18 protein-coding genes and 1 pseudogene are annotated in these 15129 nt (G+C 70.0%); 12 read left to right on the forward strand and 7 right to left on the reverse strand.

The genetic code is table 11. The features are described from left to right. Positions 1 to 13: 13 nt before the first annotated feature. The 4 genes and pseudogenes from IEV64_RS02960 to IEV64_RS02975 form a co-directional block, all read right to left on the reverse strand. Positions 14 to 532 (reverse strand): GNAT family N-acetyltransferase, encoded by a 519-nt coding sequence (locus tag IEV64_RS02960; protein ID WP_007275686.1) that lies wholly within the window; start codon positions 530 to 532, stop codon positions 14 to 16. Between the two features lie 75 nt (positions 533 to 607). Continuing rightward, positions 608 to 892, reverse strand: a pseudogene (locus IEV64_RS02965) (amphi-Trp domain-containing protein). Positions 893 to 961: 69 nt separating this feature from the next. After that, complete coding sequence (locus IEV64_RS02970; protein WP_007275684.1) at positions 962 to 2461, reverse strand: sodium:solute symporter family protein; 1500 nt, start codon at positions 2459 to 2461, stop codon at positions 962 to 964. After that, positions 2461 to 2676: a DUF3311 domain-containing protein gene (locus tag IEV64_RS02975; protein ID WP_188423098.1), complete on the reverse strand. Its 216-nt coding sequence runs from the start codon at positions 2674 to 2676 to the stop codon at positions 2461 to 2463. The genes IEV64_RS02970 and IEV64_RS02975 overlap by 1 nt, the downstream gene beginning before the upstream one ends. 209 nt (positions 2677 to 2885) lie before the next feature. On the opposite strand from IEV64_RS02975, the gene IEV64_RS02980 reads away from it, so the two are divergent. Next, a complete protein-coding gene (locus IEV64_RS02980) occupies positions 2886 to 3635 on the forward strand; it encodes a sugar phosphate isomerase/epimerase family protein (RefSeq protein WP_188423099.1) in 750 nt (249 codons plus the stop codon). A 213-nt stretch (positions 3636 to 3848) separates the two neighbouring features. Further along, the gene (gene dnaG / locus IEV64_RS02985) at positions 3849 to 5264 is read left to right on the forward strand and encodes a DNA primase DnaG (RefSeq protein ID WP_188423100.1); all 1416 of its coding nucleotides are present in this window, start codon (positions 3849 to 3851) and stop codon (positions 5262 to 5264) included. Positions 5265 to 5316: 52 nt separating this feature from the next. On the opposite strand, the gene IEV64_RS02990 is transcribed toward dnaG, so the two are convergent. Further along, positions 5317 to 5754 carry a GNAT family N-acetyltransferase gene (locus IEV64_RS02990; protein WP_188423101.1) on the reverse strand — a complete coding sequence of 146 codons (438 nt, stop codon included), beginning with the start codon at positions 5752 to 5754 and terminating at the stop codon, positions 5317 to 5319. Beyond that, a complete protein-coding gene (locus tag IEV64_RS02995; protein WP_188423102.1) occupies positions 5751 to 7064 on the reverse strand; it encodes a DUF92 domain-containing protein in 1314 nt (437 codons plus the stop codon). Before IEV64_RS02995 ends, IEV64_RS02990 begins: the two co-directional genes overlap by 4 nt. A 150-nt stretch (positions 7065 to 7214) precedes the next feature. Between IEV64_RS02995 and IEV64_RS03000 the strand changes: the two genes are divergently transcribed. Together IEV64_RS03000 and IEV64_RS03005 are read left to right on the forward strand one after the other, a co-directional pair. Beyond that, positions 7215 to 7823 carry an undecaprenyl diphosphate synthase family protein gene (locus tag IEV64_RS03000; RefSeq protein WP_188423103.1) on the forward strand — a complete coding sequence of 203 codons (609 nt, stop codon included), beginning with the start codon at positions 7215 to 7217 and terminating at the stop codon, positions 7821 to 7823. Between the two features lie 126 nt (positions 7824 to 7949). Beyond that, the gene (locus IEV64_RS03005) at positions 7950 to 8318 is read left to right on the forward strand and encodes an Rz1 protein precursor-related protein (RefSeq protein WP_188423104.1); all 369 of its coding nucleotides are present in this window, start codon (positions 7950 to 7952) and stop codon (positions 8316 to 8318) included. A 30-nt stretch (positions 8319 to 8348) separates the two neighbouring features. Here IEV64_RS03005 and uppS read toward each other — a convergent pair whose 3' ends face one another. Then, on the reverse strand, positions 8349 to 9278 hold the full coding sequence (gene uppS, locus IEV64_RS03010) for a polyprenyl diphosphate synthase (protein WP_188423105.1): 930 nt from the start codon (positions 9276 to 9278) through the stop codon (positions 8349 to 8351). A gap of 107 nt (positions 9279 to 9385) precedes the next feature. Between uppS and IEV64_RS03015 the strand changes: the two genes are divergently transcribed. From IEV64_RS03015 to IEV64_RS03050, 8 genes are all read left to right on the forward strand, one after another. After that, entirely contained in the window at positions 9386 to 9784 is a 399-nt protein-coding gene (locus IEV64_RS03015; RefSeq protein ID WP_007275675.1) for a DUF5778 family protein, read from the forward strand. A 181-nt stretch (positions 9785 to 9965) separates the two neighbouring features. Further along, positions 9966 to 11027, forward strand: a complete 1062-nt coding sequence (gene ahbB / locus IEV64_RS03020; protein ID WP_188423106.1) for a siroheme decarboxylase subunit beta — start codon at positions 9966 to 9968, stop codon at positions 11025 to 11027. Position 11028: 1 nt separating this feature from the next. Next, positions 11029 to 11676 carry a precorrin-2 dehydrogenase/sirohydrochlorin ferrochelatase family protein gene (locus IEV64_RS03025; RefSeq protein WP_188423107.1) on the forward strand — a complete coding sequence of 216 codons (648 nt, stop codon included), beginning with the start codon at positions 11029 to 11031 and terminating at the stop codon, positions 11674 to 11676. Next, on the forward strand, positions 11673 to 13067 hold the full coding sequence (gene hemA, locus IEV64_RS03030; RefSeq protein ID WP_188423108.1) for a glutamyl-tRNA reductase: 1395 nt from the start codon (positions 11673 to 11675) through the stop codon (positions 13065 to 13067). The genes IEV64_RS03025 and hemA overlap by 4 nt, the downstream gene beginning before the upstream one ends. Before the next feature lie 62 nt (positions 13068 to 13129). Continuing rightward, positions 13130 to 13660: a hypothetical protein gene (locus IEV64_RS03035; protein WP_007275670.1), complete on the forward strand. Its 531-nt coding sequence runs from the start codon at positions 13130 to 13132 to the stop codon at positions 13658 to 13660. A gap of 45 nt (positions 13661 to 13705) precedes the next feature. Then, the gene (locus IEV64_RS03040) at positions 13706 to 13981 is read left to right on the forward strand and encodes a 4a-hydroxytetrahydrobiopterin dehydratase (RefSeq protein WP_007275669.1); all 276 of its coding nucleotides are present in this window, start codon (positions 13706 to 13708) and stop codon (positions 13979 to 13981) included. Next, positions 13978 to 14373 (forward strand): LWR-salt protein, encoded by a 396-nt coding sequence (lwrS, locus tag IEV64_RS03045; protein ID WP_188423109.1) that lies wholly within the window; start codon positions 13978 to 13980, stop codon positions 14371 to 14373. The genes IEV64_RS03040 and lwrS overlap by 4 nt, the downstream gene beginning before the upstream one ends. A gap of 46 nt (positions 14374 to 14419) precedes the next feature. Beyond that, positions 14420 to 15127, forward strand: a complete 708-nt coding sequence (locus IEV64_RS03050; RefSeq protein WP_188423110.1) for an HAD family hydrolase — start codon at positions 14420 to 14422, stop codon at positions 15125 to 15127. The last annotated feature ends 2 nt before the right edge of the window (positions 15128 to 15129 follow it).

Genomic DNA, 15129 nt, shown 5'->3' on the forward strand with positions numbered 1-15129 from the left:
GTCAACCCCAGCTTCAGAGCTGGCGGTCGAGCTTCAGATACCGCGTCTCGTACCCCATCGACTCGTAACACGACCGGGCGGCGTCGTTGTCGGCGTGGACGCTCAGCGCGGCCCGCTCGCACCCGCGGTCGCGGCCCCACTCGTGGGCCCGTTCGAGGAGTTCCGTGCCGACGCCCTCGCCCCGGGCCGCGGGCGCGACGTAGAGATCTTTCACCTTGGCGACCGACCCGCGGGCGAACACGGGCGGCGACTCGGACGCGGCGACGGTGACGTAGCCGCGGAGCGACCCTTCGTCGGAGTCCGGTCCCGCCCCAGACTCCGTCGCCGACTCCCCGTCCGCGACCGCGACGAACGTCTGAACGCCCTCGGCGTCCACCTGCTCGGACCGGTAGTCGAGCGCCTCGGCGCGCGCGTCGACGTCCTCGGCCAGCGCGTCGTAGCTGTCGATGTCGCCCATCTCCGCGGCGAACGGAAGCCACAGGTCGTCTACCAGCGCCTCTACCTCGTCGGCTCGGAGCGGTCGAATTCCCATGAGTCACCGACGACTCGCGGCGGTGTCAAAAGAGTAACTGTATTCGCCGGTCGCCGGCGGCGGGTTCCGGCCGCCTCACTCGATTTCGAGGTCGCCCGCGTCGGCACCGTCTTCCGCGCCCTCGTCCCATTCGAGTTCGAACTCGACGCTCAGTTCGCCGGGGCTCCCCGCGGGGCCCTCGCGCTCGGCTTTCACCTCGAACGTCGGCGACGCGGGCGGCTCCATCGTGACCGTCTAGTCCCCAGATTTCAGCGTAATCGGCTCGCCCGCGTCGAGCTTGTCGGCGACGGCGCGGAGGTACGAGGCGATTTCGGCGCGGGTCTGTCGGTTCTCGGATTTGAACAGCACTTCTTCGGGCATGGAGAGACGTTACTCGCGCAGGGGGATAAGGTTCGGTGCGGTCGAACCCGGACCGGCGGCGGTCCGGGCTCAGTCGGCCCGGAGGCCGTCGGTGAACCGCGACTGGTTCTCCTCGGGCGCGGCGGCGGTCATCGCGGAGACGCCGACGGTCAGAAGCGCCGACAGCGCCATCCCCCAGAGGGCGTAGTCCCACGTGAGGTAGGTCGCGCCGAACAGCGTCACCGACCCGACTTCGATTGCGGGGACGAACACGTGCGCGAGGTAGAACGCCTGCGAGCCGAGGATGCCGGCGAACATGCCCGTTCGGGTCGTCTTCGCCCAGTAGAGCGCGACGACGACCGGCAGGGCCATCTGGGCGAACCCGCCGAAGGCGGTGTCGCCGACCGAGACGAGCGTGCCGGGCCGGAACAGGCTGGCGACGAAGGTGAGCGTGGCGAACAGGGCGACGCCGATTCGGGCCAGCCACGCCTCGCGGGCCTCGCTCGCGTCGGGATTGACGAACGGCCGGTAGAGGTCGCGGGTGAAGTACGACGACCCAGACAGGAGCATCGAGTCCGACGACGACATCATCGCGGCCATCGCGCCGGCGATGACGAGCGCGGCGAACCACACCGGCGTGTACTCGTTGAGGAGCACGGGGAGGACGTTCGCGCCCTCGGGGACGGTGACACCGAGGCCGGCGGCCCACGTGCCGAGGATGAACGCGGGCACGAAAAGCAGGACGACGAGCACGGGCCACAGGGCGAACGAGCGCTTGAGGACGGCGCTCGACTTGGCGACGAAAAAGCGCTGGTTTATCTGTGGGAACATCGCCACGCCGAAGGCGATGGTGACGGCCGACGAGATGATGAACTGCGGCGAGTAGAGGCCGCCGCCGAGCGCGAGGAACTCCGGTTCGTTCGTCGCGAGGGCGTTCGAGAGCGCCGTGGGGCCGCCGGCCGCGGTGGCGACCCAGCCCACCGCGAGCCAGACGACGCCGAGCATGAACAGCCCCTGCAGGGTGTCGGTCCACGCGACGCCGCGGAGCCCCGCGATGACGACGTAGGCGATCATGAACACCGTGATACCGGCCGCGCCGGCCCAGTACGGGACCATCCCGTTGGTCAGGCCGACGATGGCCTCGCCCGCGCCCATCTGCTGGAGCATCACGTACGGGAACAGCCAAAACAGGCTGATGCCGGCGACGAGGGCGCGCAGGCGGGTCGAGCCGAAGCGGTCGCCGAGCATCTCGCCGAGGGTGACGTAGCCGTGGGCGCGGCCGACGAGCCACTGCTTGTAGCCGACGACGTACCAGAGGATGGCGAACAGCACGCCGTCCATGACGCCCATCACGAGAATCCACTCGGGGCCGGCACGGTAGGCGAGGTCGGGGCCGCCGAAGAACGTGAAGGCAGAGAGGAGCGTCGCGAAGGTCGTAAACAGGAGGACGACGGTCCCGATGGAGCGGCCGGCGAGGTAGTAGTCCTCCGCGTCGCGGCTGGTCAGCCGGTAGGCGAGCAGGCCGACCGCGAGCGCGACCACGAGGTACGCGCCGACGACGCCGAGTTGGATACCGAGCGCCGAGACCATCAGCGACCCTCCCCGACGATGCCGCGGTCCCACGCCGTCCGGGTGAACAGGTGGAAGACGACCGCGGTCAGCCCCATCCAGCCGATGTGCCACCAGAGCCACAGCGGCAGGCCGGCGAAGACCCCGCTGTCGCCCCAGAGGAACCACGGGACGGCGAACGTCACGAGGATTGCGAAGACGGCAACCCAGCGGTAGTCGATGCGAACTCGCGTCATTCGTAGGAACGATAATCGATAATGAGGCGTAAATCTTACTCTATCGACCTACGTTGCCCCGTATTGAAGAACTATTTTCTTCAACACCGGCTGTCGAACGACCGGGACCACCCACGTCGCGGGCGGCGGAGCGGCGGTTTCGTCGGTCGGTCGGCCGCGGCGGACCGAGCGCCGAAACAGTTTCCGGCGGCGCGGACGAGCGGACGCACATGAACTTCGGCATCCAGCTCTACTCGCTTCGAGACCTCGACGAGCCGACCGCGGCGCTCGTTCGCCGCGCCGCGGACGCCGGGTTCGACGGCGTTGAGTTCGCGGGCGTCGACGACGCGGCGGCGGTCCGCGCGGCGCTCGACGAGACCGGGGTCGCCGCTCCCGCCGCCCACGTCCCCATCGAGGACCTCGAAGCCGACCTCGACGCCGTCTGCGAGCGCTACGGCGCGCTCGGCGTCGAGACGCTCGTGGTGCCGTACCTGCCGCCGGCGGCGTTCGCCGACGCCGACGCGGTCGACGAGACCGCACACCGGCTGGACGACCTGACCGCGAAGTGCGACGACCGGGGCGTCAGACTGCTGTACCACAACCACGACCACGAACTCGTCACGGTCGAGGGCGAACCCGCGCTCGACCGACTCGCCGAGGAGTCGGGAATCGGCTTCGAACTCGACCTCGCGTGGATTCTCACCGCCGGCTACGACCCCGTCGCGTATCTCGACCGCTACGCCGACCGGACCCCGGTCGTCCACCTGAAAGACGTGGTGGTCGACGCCGACGCGGAACGCGGCGGGCGACCCGTACCGCTCGGCGAGGGCGACCTCGACATCGACCGCTGTCTCGCGGCCGCCCGCGAGGGGTTCGTCGAATGGGCCGTCGCCGAACACGACTTCCCGGAGGACCCGGCGGCGTTCTGTCGGGACGCCGGGGGTTTCGTCGCGACGCACCGAACCGACGAGGGGGCGTAACGAATCGGGCGGGCGGCGACGCCGGCGGGAGAGCGCCCGTTCGCCGAGGACACAGCGGGTTCGGGGGCGACGGCGAACGGCCGGGCGACGTTCGAATCGTCGGCCACGATAGATATTTCCCTCGGGCGCAACTTATATAATGACGTTCGTGGGGACGACCCATGACGCCATCACAATCACCACATCACCACCCCCACCGGGGTGACTTCACCAATGGACGACACTGCAAAATATCTCATTCACGCTTCCATCTCCGCCGACGGGGTCGTCGAACGGAGCGACGTCGTCGGGGCCGTCTTCGGCCAGACCGAGGGCCTCCTCGGCGACGAGCTCGACCTCCGCGACCTCCAACAGTCCTCTAAAGTCGGTCGGATAGACGTACAGATAGACTCGGAAAACGGCCACTCGTTCGGCCAGATGACCATCGCCAGCAGTCTCGACAAAGTCGAGACGGCCATCCTCGCGGCCTCGCTGGAGACGCTGACCCGCGTCGGCCCCTGTCAGGCCGTCATCGAAGTCACGAACATCGAGGACGTGCGCGAGGCCAAGCGCCGGATGATCGTCGAGCGCGCCAAGGAGCTCCTCACGGAGTCGTTCGACGACACCGTGATGTCCTCGACCGAGATTCTCGAAGAGGTCAAAGAGAGCGTCCGCGTCGAGGACATCACCGAGTACCACGGCCTGCCGGCCGGTCCCCGCGTCGCCGACTCCGACGCCATCGTCGTCGTCGAGGGGCGCGCCGACGTGCTCACCCTCCTCCGCTACGGCATCAAAAACGCCGTCGCCGTCGAGGGGACGAACGTCCCCGACGCGGTCGCCGGCCTCACCCAAGAGCGGACCGTCACGGCGTTCCTCGACGGCGACCGCGGCGGCGAACTCATCCTGCGCGAACTCTCGCAGGTCGGCGACGTGGACTACGTCGCGTTCGCGCCCGACGGCCGGTCGGTCGAGGACCTCGACCGCGCGTCGGTCGTCCGCGCCCTCCGGAACAAGGTCGCGCTCTCGTCGCTTCCCGACGACGGCGACGGGGACTTCCGGGCCGCCGTCGCCGCCGTCAACGGGACGGGGGAGGCCCCGACGGACCCTCGCACGGAGTCGCCGACGACTGAGGCGTCGTCGACTCCATCCGCAGACGGCCCCGCGAACGGGTCGGCCGATGCGGTCAGCGAAGCGCCTGCCGAGGGCGGCAACGGTGGCACCGTCGCGGTCGAAAAGCCCGCGGACGCCGCGAGCGCACGCGCCGACATCGACGCCGACGCCGCTCCCGACACGGAGGTGTTCTCCGAGTCCGAGGTCGAAGCCGTCGCCGAGGCGGTCGAACCGGCGGTCGAGCGGCCCTCGCTCGCCGACCACGTTCGGGAGGTCATCGCCGACGAGAGCGGCATGGCCCGCCTGTTGGACGCCGACCTCGGCATCGACGACGAGGTCGCGGTCGAGACGGTCTACGACGCCGTCGAGTACGCCGACCCCGCCCCGGCAATCGTCGTCGTCGACGGCGAGGCGAGCCAGAAGCTCGTCGATATCGCGGCCCAGCGCGGCGTCGGACACGTCGTGGCGCGGTCGGCCGGCGAGTACGTCAAAAAGCCCGTCAGCGTCCGCGTCAGAACCGCGGACCAGCTCCTCGACTGAGGCGGAACGAGACGGCACCCAGCACGACGCCGACCGAGGCGACCTGCCCCGGTCAGTCGAGAACGAGCCGAAGCCCGTCGTCGCCGTCGAAGGCGTCGGGAACCCGAGCGTCCCGGCGGAACCCGAGCGCCTCGTAGCAGGCGCGCGCGCCGCCGTTCTCCGGATGGACCAGCAACGTGAGCGGCGCGTCGGCCGCGTCGGCGTCAGAACGGTGCGCATCGCGGAAGGCCTCCACGAGCGCGGTGGCGCGCCCCTCGCGCCGGTGGTCGGGCGAGACGGCGAGTTCGGTCAGATGCGTGCCGACGCCGAGGAGGTAGCCGACCGGCCGGTCGGCGGCGTCGACGGTGACGAGGAGCGTGCCGACGGCGGGCCACGCGTCCAACAGCCCGGGCGAGGGGTGGGAGACGAGTCGCTGGAGCGATTCGACGGCCGGCACGTCGGCGGCGCGGGCGGGGCGAACACCCGTCGCGGCCGCGTCGCCCCCCGTCACAGCGGAATCCAGACGACGACCGCGCCCAGCGCGCCGGCGAGCGTGGCGAGGAAGTTGACCGCCTGATTGCCGAGGCCGGCTCCCTCGACCGTCGCGCCGAGGAGGCTGTCGACCGTCATCCCGACGAGTCCGCCGGCGAGGACCGCGACGGCGGCCGTCTGCGCCGGCAGGGGAAGCACCAGCACGCTCACGCCGGCAACGAGGGTCGCACCGAGCGCGCCGGCGACCTCGCCCTGCCACGTGACCGCGCCGTCGGTCCCCGCCGGGACGGGCTTGAGCGAGGTGATGAGCCGCGGCTGGTCGAACAGCCCGCCGATTTCGCTGGAGAGCGTGTCGCTCATCGCGGCGGCGGCCGACCCGGCGAACGCGAGGACGAGCAGGTCGCTGACGAACGGATAGCCGAGGGTCTGCGCCGCGGCGTAGCCGACGACGGAGACGAGCGAGACGCCAGAGTTGCCGAGGACGTTGCCGGTGCCGCGAGCGCCGTCGTTGCCCTCGGCGACGCCGCGTTCGGCCTTGCTGTCGTACCGGAACTTGGTGGCGAGCGCGCCGACGCCGAAGAAGGAGACGAGCACGAGCGCCCAGCCGAAGCCGCCGAAGACGACCGCGAAGAGGAGGAGGAGCACGCCAGTTATCATGCCGGCGACGGAGGCCGTCCCGAGCGCGTAGGCCGCGTAGCCGAGCGCGACCGTGAGGGCGAGCGCGACCGCGGTCTGCGTCGGCGACACCGGCCCCGCGAGCACCTCGACCCCCCAGAGGACGAGGCCGATAGAGAGCATGACGAGCGGGTCGTCGCGCTCGTAGAGGACCGTCCGAAGCACCGCGCCGACGAGGCCGCCGACGGCCGCGAGCAGGACGAACCGAGAGAGGAGCACGGCGTCGCCCGTCAGCGACGCGATGGCCGCCTGTCCCGCCGTACCGGCGAGCACCGCGCCCCCGACGAAGCCCGCCGCGCGAAGCGACTCGTCGGACGTTCTCGAATCCACCAGTCGCGCGCCGAGGTTGCCGTAGGCGAGTATCAACACCGCGGCGGCGAACACCGAAAGCGGCATCGTGACGCGCGGGACCGTCGCCAAGAGGGCGAGGCCCGTCGCGGCCAGCGCGAACCCGGCGAGCCCGTTGAGCCGGCCGTCCTGCCGGTCGCCGGGGCGCGCGAACAGCTCGAAGAGGGGGCCGTCGTCGACGACGAAGGCCGCCAAGAGCGCGACTGCGGCGAAGGGCGCGAAGGCGGCCGCGCCGAGACTGGGGGCCGCGAGGGCCAACGTCCCGACGACCGCGAATCCGCCCGCTCGCCGTACCGTGGAAGTCACACCATCCGGTATCCCCGACGCGCACTTAACCCTCCCGACATCACCGACGACCGCACAACCGCGGGTCCGCGGGCCGACGTCGGACGGGCCGAATCTCGGGGGCGACGCCGAACCCGAAGCGTTAGGAGAATCGCACCGAGAACGACTCTCGTGGGACTGTACGACTCCTATCTCGCCCTCCGGTTCCGCCTCGACGACGCCGACGCCCCCGAGCACGTCGCGCTCGTCATCACCGAGCGCGACCTGCTGGAACAGGGCGCGTACGACACGCTCGAAGCGTTCGTCGGCTGGGCGTTCGAGTTCGGAAGCGACCGCGTCACCATCTCCGTGAGCGTCCTCGACGAGGCGGTCGTCCCGACGCTCGCCCGCGAACTCCGCGACCTCGACGTGCCCCAGCGGGTCGAGGTCCGCGAGCCGGGCGACACCGAGCGCGCCGACGCCCCCGTGCAGGTCAGTATCGGCCTCGGCGGGAAACGCGAGTTCGCCTCGGTCGTCCGGTCGCTGGCCGCGGAGGTCGACGAGGGCGCGCTCGACCCCGACGACATCGACGCCGCGGACATCGAACAGCGCCTCGTGTTCCCCGACGAACCCGACTTCGTGGTCAAGACGGGGGCGGAGCGCCTGTCGGACTTCATGATTTGGCAGTCCGTCTACGCCGAACTCTACTTCACCGACGTGAACTGGCGGGACTTCAGGAAGCGCGATTACCTGCGGGCGTTGCGGGACTATCAGGACCGTCAGCGGAGATTTGGCCGGTAGGCCAACCGCTGTCGCGCTCGAAGAGTGCGACAGAAGTTCGGCCGATAGGGCGAATCGCGTGGCGGCGTCGCCGACACTCCCTCCTCGACCGCACAGATATGTTGATTGAATAGCAACACGTCCCTAATGCCCTCCACCTCGACCGACAGAACAGGCCCCCTCCCGTCGCCACCGCCGGCCAGCGAGTGGCTCGAAGACGGGCACGTCCTCCTCGCGCTCTCGCTGTTACTCATCCTCTGGCTCAATCACCCCGCCCCGCCAGACTGGCCATGGGCGCTCGTCGGCGTCGCTATCGTCCCGCCGTGGCTGTTCCTCGAATCCCGATACGAGGGCTGGCGCTCGTGGGTTCCGACCGTCACCTACGGCGGGGTGGTACTGCTGTTAGGGCCGCGGTACGAAGTCGAGTTCGTCGCTCTCGTCCTCGGGCAGAGTGCCGCGTTTCTGGGGTGGCTCTGCTGGCGGACGTACCGGCGACGGGTTCGAAAGTCGTCGTGACCGGCGGACTCGGATACGGTCGCCGACGACTCAGTCAGCCGTCTCGTCGGTCCGCTTCGCCAACTCGGCGGACACCTCGTCAGCCCCCGACGAGGGGAGTTGCTCGCGGAGGCGACCCGCGACGGCGCGGGCGTCTTCGAACTCGACTTCGGCGACGGCCCGGACGAGCGTGACAGCGCGCTCGGTCCGGGTGCGTTGCCACGACTGCTCTCTGGACTCGTAGGTGCGGATACCGCGGAGGAAGTCGACCTTCGAGAACTCCGGCCAGTAGGGCGCACAGAAGTAGACGGCGGCCTCGTTGCCGTTGGCGTGCCACGGCAGGAAGTTCGAGGTGCGCTCGTCGCCGCCGGGGCGGATGATGAGGTCCACGTCGCGGACGGGCTTTCTGGACAGGCGGCGGTCGACCGCCGACACGTCCACCTCGTCGGGCGAGAGGTCGCCGCGGTCGACCGCCCGGCAGACGTCGCGGGCGGCCCCGAGGAGTTCCGCCCGGCCGCCGTACGCGAGGGCGATGTTGAGGGTGAAGCCGTCGTAGTCGGCGGTCCGGGACTCCGCGTACTCGACGGCGTCGCGGACGCGGTCGGGGAGCATGTCGACCTCGCCGATGGCGCGCACGGCGACCTCGCTCTCGTGGACGCGGTCGGCGTCGGCGAACTCGTAGAGCTTGTCTTCGATGAGGTCGAAGAGGGGTTCGCGCTCGTGGTCCGGCCGGTCGAAGTTCTCGGTCGAGAAGGTGTACAGCGTCAGCTCCTCGATGCCGAGTTCCTCGCACCACGTCAGCACGTTCTCCGTCGTCTGCGCGCCGGCCTTGTGGCCGTCGGGGGCGTCGTCGCCGTTCTTCCGGGCGTACCGGCGGTTGCCGTCCTGAATGATGGCGACGTGGGTCGGTCCGTCGTCTATCTCCCGGTCGAGCACCCGCTCGTAGGCGCGTCGAAAGCCGCGTCGGACCCACCCGAACATACACCGTCGGTCGTCTCCCGAGGCAATGTGTCTTGTGGGTTACACCGTCGCACGGTGCGCGGGCGACGAATCGCCACCCGTTTGTACCTCCCCGAGAAGACTCGGACATGAGCGAGACCATCGACGAGGACCTCTACCAGCGGACCCTCGCGCTCCTCGAACCCGGCGACATCGAACTCGTCGGGGCCATCGTCCACACCGACCTCACCAGCCGCGAGGACCTGGAGATGCAGGAGCTGACCGTCGAAATCAACGAGGTAATCGCCGAGCACGCGGGGAAGGGCGACGCGTGGATTTACGCCGGCAACGACGACACCGACTTCTCGTCCAACCAGTTCCAGGGCCTCTCCGTCGAGGACGACGAGTTCGTCTGGGAGTGCCAACAGCTCGTCCGCGACGGCACGTTCGACCTCGTGTTCTACTACGAGGCCATCGCCGACCAAGACGCCATCGTCGAGGGGCTCGAAGCGCTCGACGACGTCGACCGCGTCACGCCGGTCCCCTGAGGCGGTCAATCGACGCGGGGCGCGGCCCGTCGACGCTCGAACATCCTTTTTTACTTCACGAGCGGGGGCGCTCGCCCCGCCCGCGTCGACCGTTCACGGTCGGCTCGCCGGGCGTTCGGTTCTGTTCGCTACGGTGAGAACAAGCGAGGCGTTTATCCGCCTCGCATCCCGAGTGACGCGCATGATACAGGCGGACGCGGACCTCTCTCGTCTCGACCGCGCCATCGTCAACGCCTTCCAAGGCGGGTTCCCCGTCGTCGGACGTCCCTTCGAGCCAGCGGCGGCCGCGCTCCGCGAGCGCGGGGTGGACGTGTCGGCGGCCGACCTCTGCGAGCGGGTGCGGACGCTCGACGAGGAGGGCGTCCTCTCGCGGTTCGGCGCGCTCGTCAACGCCGAGGAAATCGGCGGTACGGCGACGCTCGTCGCCATGCACGCGCCGCCCGAGCGGTTCGACGAGGTGGCCGAGCAGGTGAACGCCCACCGCGAGGTCGCGCACAACTACGAACGCGAGCACCCCCACCTGAACATGTGGTTCGTCGTCTCGGTCGCCGACGAGTCGCGGGTCGAGGAGGTGCTCGGCGATATCGAAGCCGAGACGGGCCAAGCGACGTACAACATGCCCAAGCGCCGCGAGTTCCACGTCGGCGCGAAGTTCCTCCTCGACGGTCCCATCTCGGACGGGGACCTCGACCTCTCGCATCTCGGCCCCGACGTGGAGCCGACGGACGCACGCGCACTGACGCCCGACGAGCGCGACCTCGTCATGGAGATTCAGGGCGGCCTACCGATTACGGAGACGCCCTACGCCGACGTGGCGGAGGCAGTCGGGCAGGACCCGGCGTGGGTCGTCGAGACCATCAAGCGGTTCAATCTGGAGGGGAAGGTCCGCCGCGTCGGCGTCATCCCGAACCACTACGCGCTCGGCTACTCGGAAAACGGGATGACCGTCTGGAACGTCCCCGACGACCTCGTGATGGAGGTCGGCCCCGAAATCGCCTCGCTGGACTTCGTCACCCACTGCTACCGCCGGCCGCGACACGAGGGCGTCTGGCCGTACAACTTCTTCGCGATGACCCACGGCCGCTCCGAGGAGGAGAGCGAGGCCCGAATCGAACAGGTGCGCGAGGTCATGAGCGACTACTGGGACGTGGGCGACGACGACTGGGACACCCTGTTCTCGACGCGCATTCTGAAGAAGACGGGAATCAGGCTGGACGAGCGAGCCGAGGCGAACACGAAGTGAGATGATTCCGCTTGTCCACGACCTCTCCGACGAGACGGTCGTCGTCTTCGGCGGGGGGCCCGTCGGCGCGCGGAAGGCCCGCCGGTTCGCCCGCGAGGCGCGGACCGTCGTCGTCAGCCCCGCGTTCGGAGACCGCGACTTCGGCGACGCGGAGCTCGTCCGAGCGGCCCCCGCGCCCGACGAGGTTCCCGGCTGGGTCGAGCGGTTCGCCCCGGCGCTCGTCGTCGCGGCGACCGACGACGACGCCGTGAACGACGCGGTCGTCGCGGCGGCCCGAGACGCGGACGCGCTGGTCAACCGGGCCGACCGGAGCGGCGAGCGCGACGCCGGGAGCGTGGTCGTTCCGGCCACCGTCGAGGACGGCGACGTGTCGGTCGCAATCACGACCGGCGGGGCGAGTCCCGCCCTCTCGAAGCACCTCCGGGAGCGCATCGAAGCCGAACTGGAGGGAGCCGGCGAGATGGCCGCGCTGACCGCGGAGCTTCGCGCGGAACTCAAGGCGTCCGACCGGTCGCCGGCCGAGCGCCGTGATGCGATTCGCGCGGTCGTGCGAGACCCGTCGGTTTGGAAGGCTTTACGTACCGGCGATGCAAACCCCCGCCAAGAGGCAGCGCGCGTGATACGAGACACACAGCGAGGTGATTCATGAGAGATTCGGGCGTCATCTCCGGTGTGAGCGTCGCCCACGACCGGGCCAGCGTTCGCGAGATTGAGGCCGCGTCGAGCGACGACGTTCGGACGGTCGTCGAGCGACTCCTCGCCCGCGACGGCGTCTCCGAGGCGTTTTCCCTGCAGACGTGTAACCGCGCCGAGGCGTACGTGGTCACCGACGACGCGACCGACGGCCGCCGCGCGCTCGACGATTTCGCTCCCGACGTCCGAGACGGGAGCGTCCGCTACATGGACCACGAAGAGACCCTCCGCCACCTCATGCGCGTGGCGTCGGGGCTCGAATCGCTCGTCCTCGGCGAGGACCAGATTCTCGGACAGGTCAAAGCCGGCATCGAGGCCGCCCGCGAACGCGACGCCATCGGCCCGATGCTCGAAGACGCGCTCATGAAGGCCGTCCACGTCGGCGAGCGCGCCCGCGACGAGACGGCAATCAACGAGGGCGCCGTCTCGCTCGGGAGCGCCGCCGTCAGGCTCGCCCGGGCCGAACTCGACGCCCCCGTCGGCGGGGTGGACGCCCTCGTCGTCGGGGCGGGCGAGATGGGCACGCTCGCGACCAAGGCGCTCGCGTCGGTCGACGTGGGCGACCTCGTCGTCGCGAACCGGACGGTCGCCAACGCCCGCCACCTCACCCGCGAGGTGCCGGGCGTCTCGGAGGCCGCAGGACTGGGCGACCTCCGCGGTCGCCTCCGCGACGCCGACCTCGTCATCACGGCGACGAGCAGTCCCGACTACGTCGTCACGCCGGACCAGTTGGACGACGCCGGCGAGACGATGCTCATCGACATCGCCCAGCCGCGGGACGTCGACCCCGCCGCCGCCGACATCGACGGCGTCCGCGTCCGCGACATCGACGATTTGGAGACGGTGACCGACCGGACCGCGGAGCGCCGCGAGGAGGCCGCCCGCGAGGTCGAGGCGATGATAGACGAGGAGTTCGACCGCCTGCTCGCCGCCTACAAGCGCAAGCGCGCCGACGAGGCCATCAGCTCGATGTACGAGGCCGCAGAGCACGTCAAGCGCCGCGAGGTGTCGACGGCGCTGTCGAAGCTCGAAGCGCAGGGCGACCTCACCGACGAACAGCGCGAGACGGTCGAGTCGCTCGCGGACGCGCTCGTCGGCCAGATTCTCGCCGCGCCGACCAAGAGCCTCCGCGACGCCGCCGGCGACGACGACTGGACGACCATCCAGACCGCCATGCGGCTTTTCGACCCCGGCTTCGACGACCTCGGCGGGTCGGACTCCGCCGGGCCGTCCGAGCCGTCCGGGCCGTCCATCGAGTTCTCGGGCGAGCCGCCGGAGGACCTCGACCGTGAGGCGCTCGAAGGCGAGGTGCCGCGGCGCGTCCTCGAACAGCTCTCCGACGACTGACTGGCGGCCGAAGCGGACGCCGAGCGAACCTTCTTATCCGAGCGCGGGACCACCCCGCGTCGATGGCACGCCGACCGAAATCCACGAGCCTCGCGCGACGCTCCCGTCTCGACGCCGACCGCCGACTCACCGCCGCCCGCGCGTTTTCGGCCGTCGGCCGGCATCTCGTGCACCGCCTCCGGGCGCGAGCGCGTCGCCGCCTCGTCGAGGCGACCCCGAGACGACGGGTTCACGGCCTCGACGGCGTCGCTCGGGCGACTGTCGTCGGCACCGTCGCGGAAGTCGCGAGCGGCGGGCCGGCGGTCGAGGTCTGGCGGGGCGACGCGAGCGCCGGCGACGACCGACGAGGGGAGGGCGGTCGGCCGGTCGTCGGCCGCGCGACGCGCCCGTTCGTTCTCCGCGACTCGACCGGCGAGGTCCGGGTCCGCGTCCCGCCGGCCGGCCACGTCGCGCTCGGCGGCGGAGAAGTGACGGGAGTCGTCGCCCGCGGCGACGAGGTGTCGGTCACGGGATGCATCGTCCGTGGCCGCGACCGCAAGGGGCGACGGCGCCTGACGGGGCCGCGGTTCGTCCTCCGGGCGGGCGGAACCTGACAGTCCGGCAGAATCCTTATCGGGGTGCCACCCGACGGGTTCGGCATGGCAGACCTGCTCTCGGACGACGAAGTCGACGCACAACTCGGGTCGGATTGGGAACGCGACGGCGACGAAATCGTCCGCGTCTACGAGTTCGACGACTACCTCGACGGCGTGGCGTTCGCCGCCAGCGTGGGCGAGGTCGCAGAAGAGGAGTTCCACCACCCCGAGATAACGATTCGGTACCAGGAGGTCGAAGTCCGCCTCACGAGCCACGAGGAAGGCGGCATCACGGACAAGGACCTCCGGCTCGCCGACCTGTTCGACGACGAGCTGTGAGCGACGAGGGGACCGCGGCGCTCACCTACGTCTTCCGGGTCCGCTTCCGCCTCGACGCGGCCGCCGGCGTCGAGACCGACCCGCGGGAGTTCGAGACGACGGTCCGCGTCACGCCGCCGCCGCCCGGCGAGGAGGGCTGGCTGTTGTTCCGCGACGCGCTCTGGCGGGGCGAGGTGAACGACGAGCGCCACGCCCGCGACCTCGCGGCGTCGTGGCTCGACGCGAACGTCGTCTCGTGTTCGTTCTCCGAACTCCGGGCCGACGAGGCGTCGCTGGACGCCTTCCGCGAGGCCGTCGCCGCGGACCTCGACGCGTTCAACGCCGACTCGGTCCGGGAGGTGCTCCACAAGTACTTCGGGAGCGCGATTCGCGTCGAATCGAGCGGTTCGTGACGCGGGGGAAGACATTTATCCACGCCTGACGTACTGTGTTGTCCGAATGGTCGCCGATGACTACGATTTCTGGCTGTTCGACCTCGACGGAACCCTCGTCGACGCCGACTGGTCGTACACGCGCGACGTGTTCGACCGCGTCGGCGACCGACTGGGCCGGCGGTTCACGGACCGCGAAGCCGAGACCATCTGGCACGGGCTCGGCGGCGCGCGCGACCCGATGCTCCGCGAGTGGGGTATCGACCCCGCCGAGTTCTGGCCCGCGTTCCACCGCGAGGAAGACCCAGCGAAGCGAGCTGAAGTGACGTACCTCCACGACGACGCCGAGCGTCTCATCGAGGAGATTCACGCCGCCGGCCGCCCGGTCGGCATCGTCACCCACTGCCAGCAGTTCCTGACCGACCCCGTGTTGGACCACCTCGACGTGCGCGACTGGTTCGATACCGTCGTCTGCTGTACCGAGGAGACGGGATGGAAACCCGACGCCGCGCCGGTCCGACGCGCCATCGGCGAACTGGGGCTCGACGACCGGCTCCTGACCGACGGCGGCACCGCGGGCGTGCTCGCCGGCGACGGCGAAAGCGACATCGGGGCCGCGTGGAACGCCGGCTTGGACGGCATCCACGTCGAACGACACGGCCCGGAACACCGCGGGCGATGCGTGCTCGGCGAGTACCGCGTCGAGAGCTTCGACGACCTCGTCCGGTCCGGCGGAGGTTCGACTCGGCGGGCGAGAAAACGAAGACGAAAATGAGG

Origin of the sequence: Haloferax sulfurifontis, assembly GCF_014635105.1 — an archaeon.
Taxonomy (GTDB): domain Archaea; phylum Halobacteriota; class Halobacteria; order Halobacteriales; family Haloferacaceae; genus Haloferax; species Haloferax denitrificans.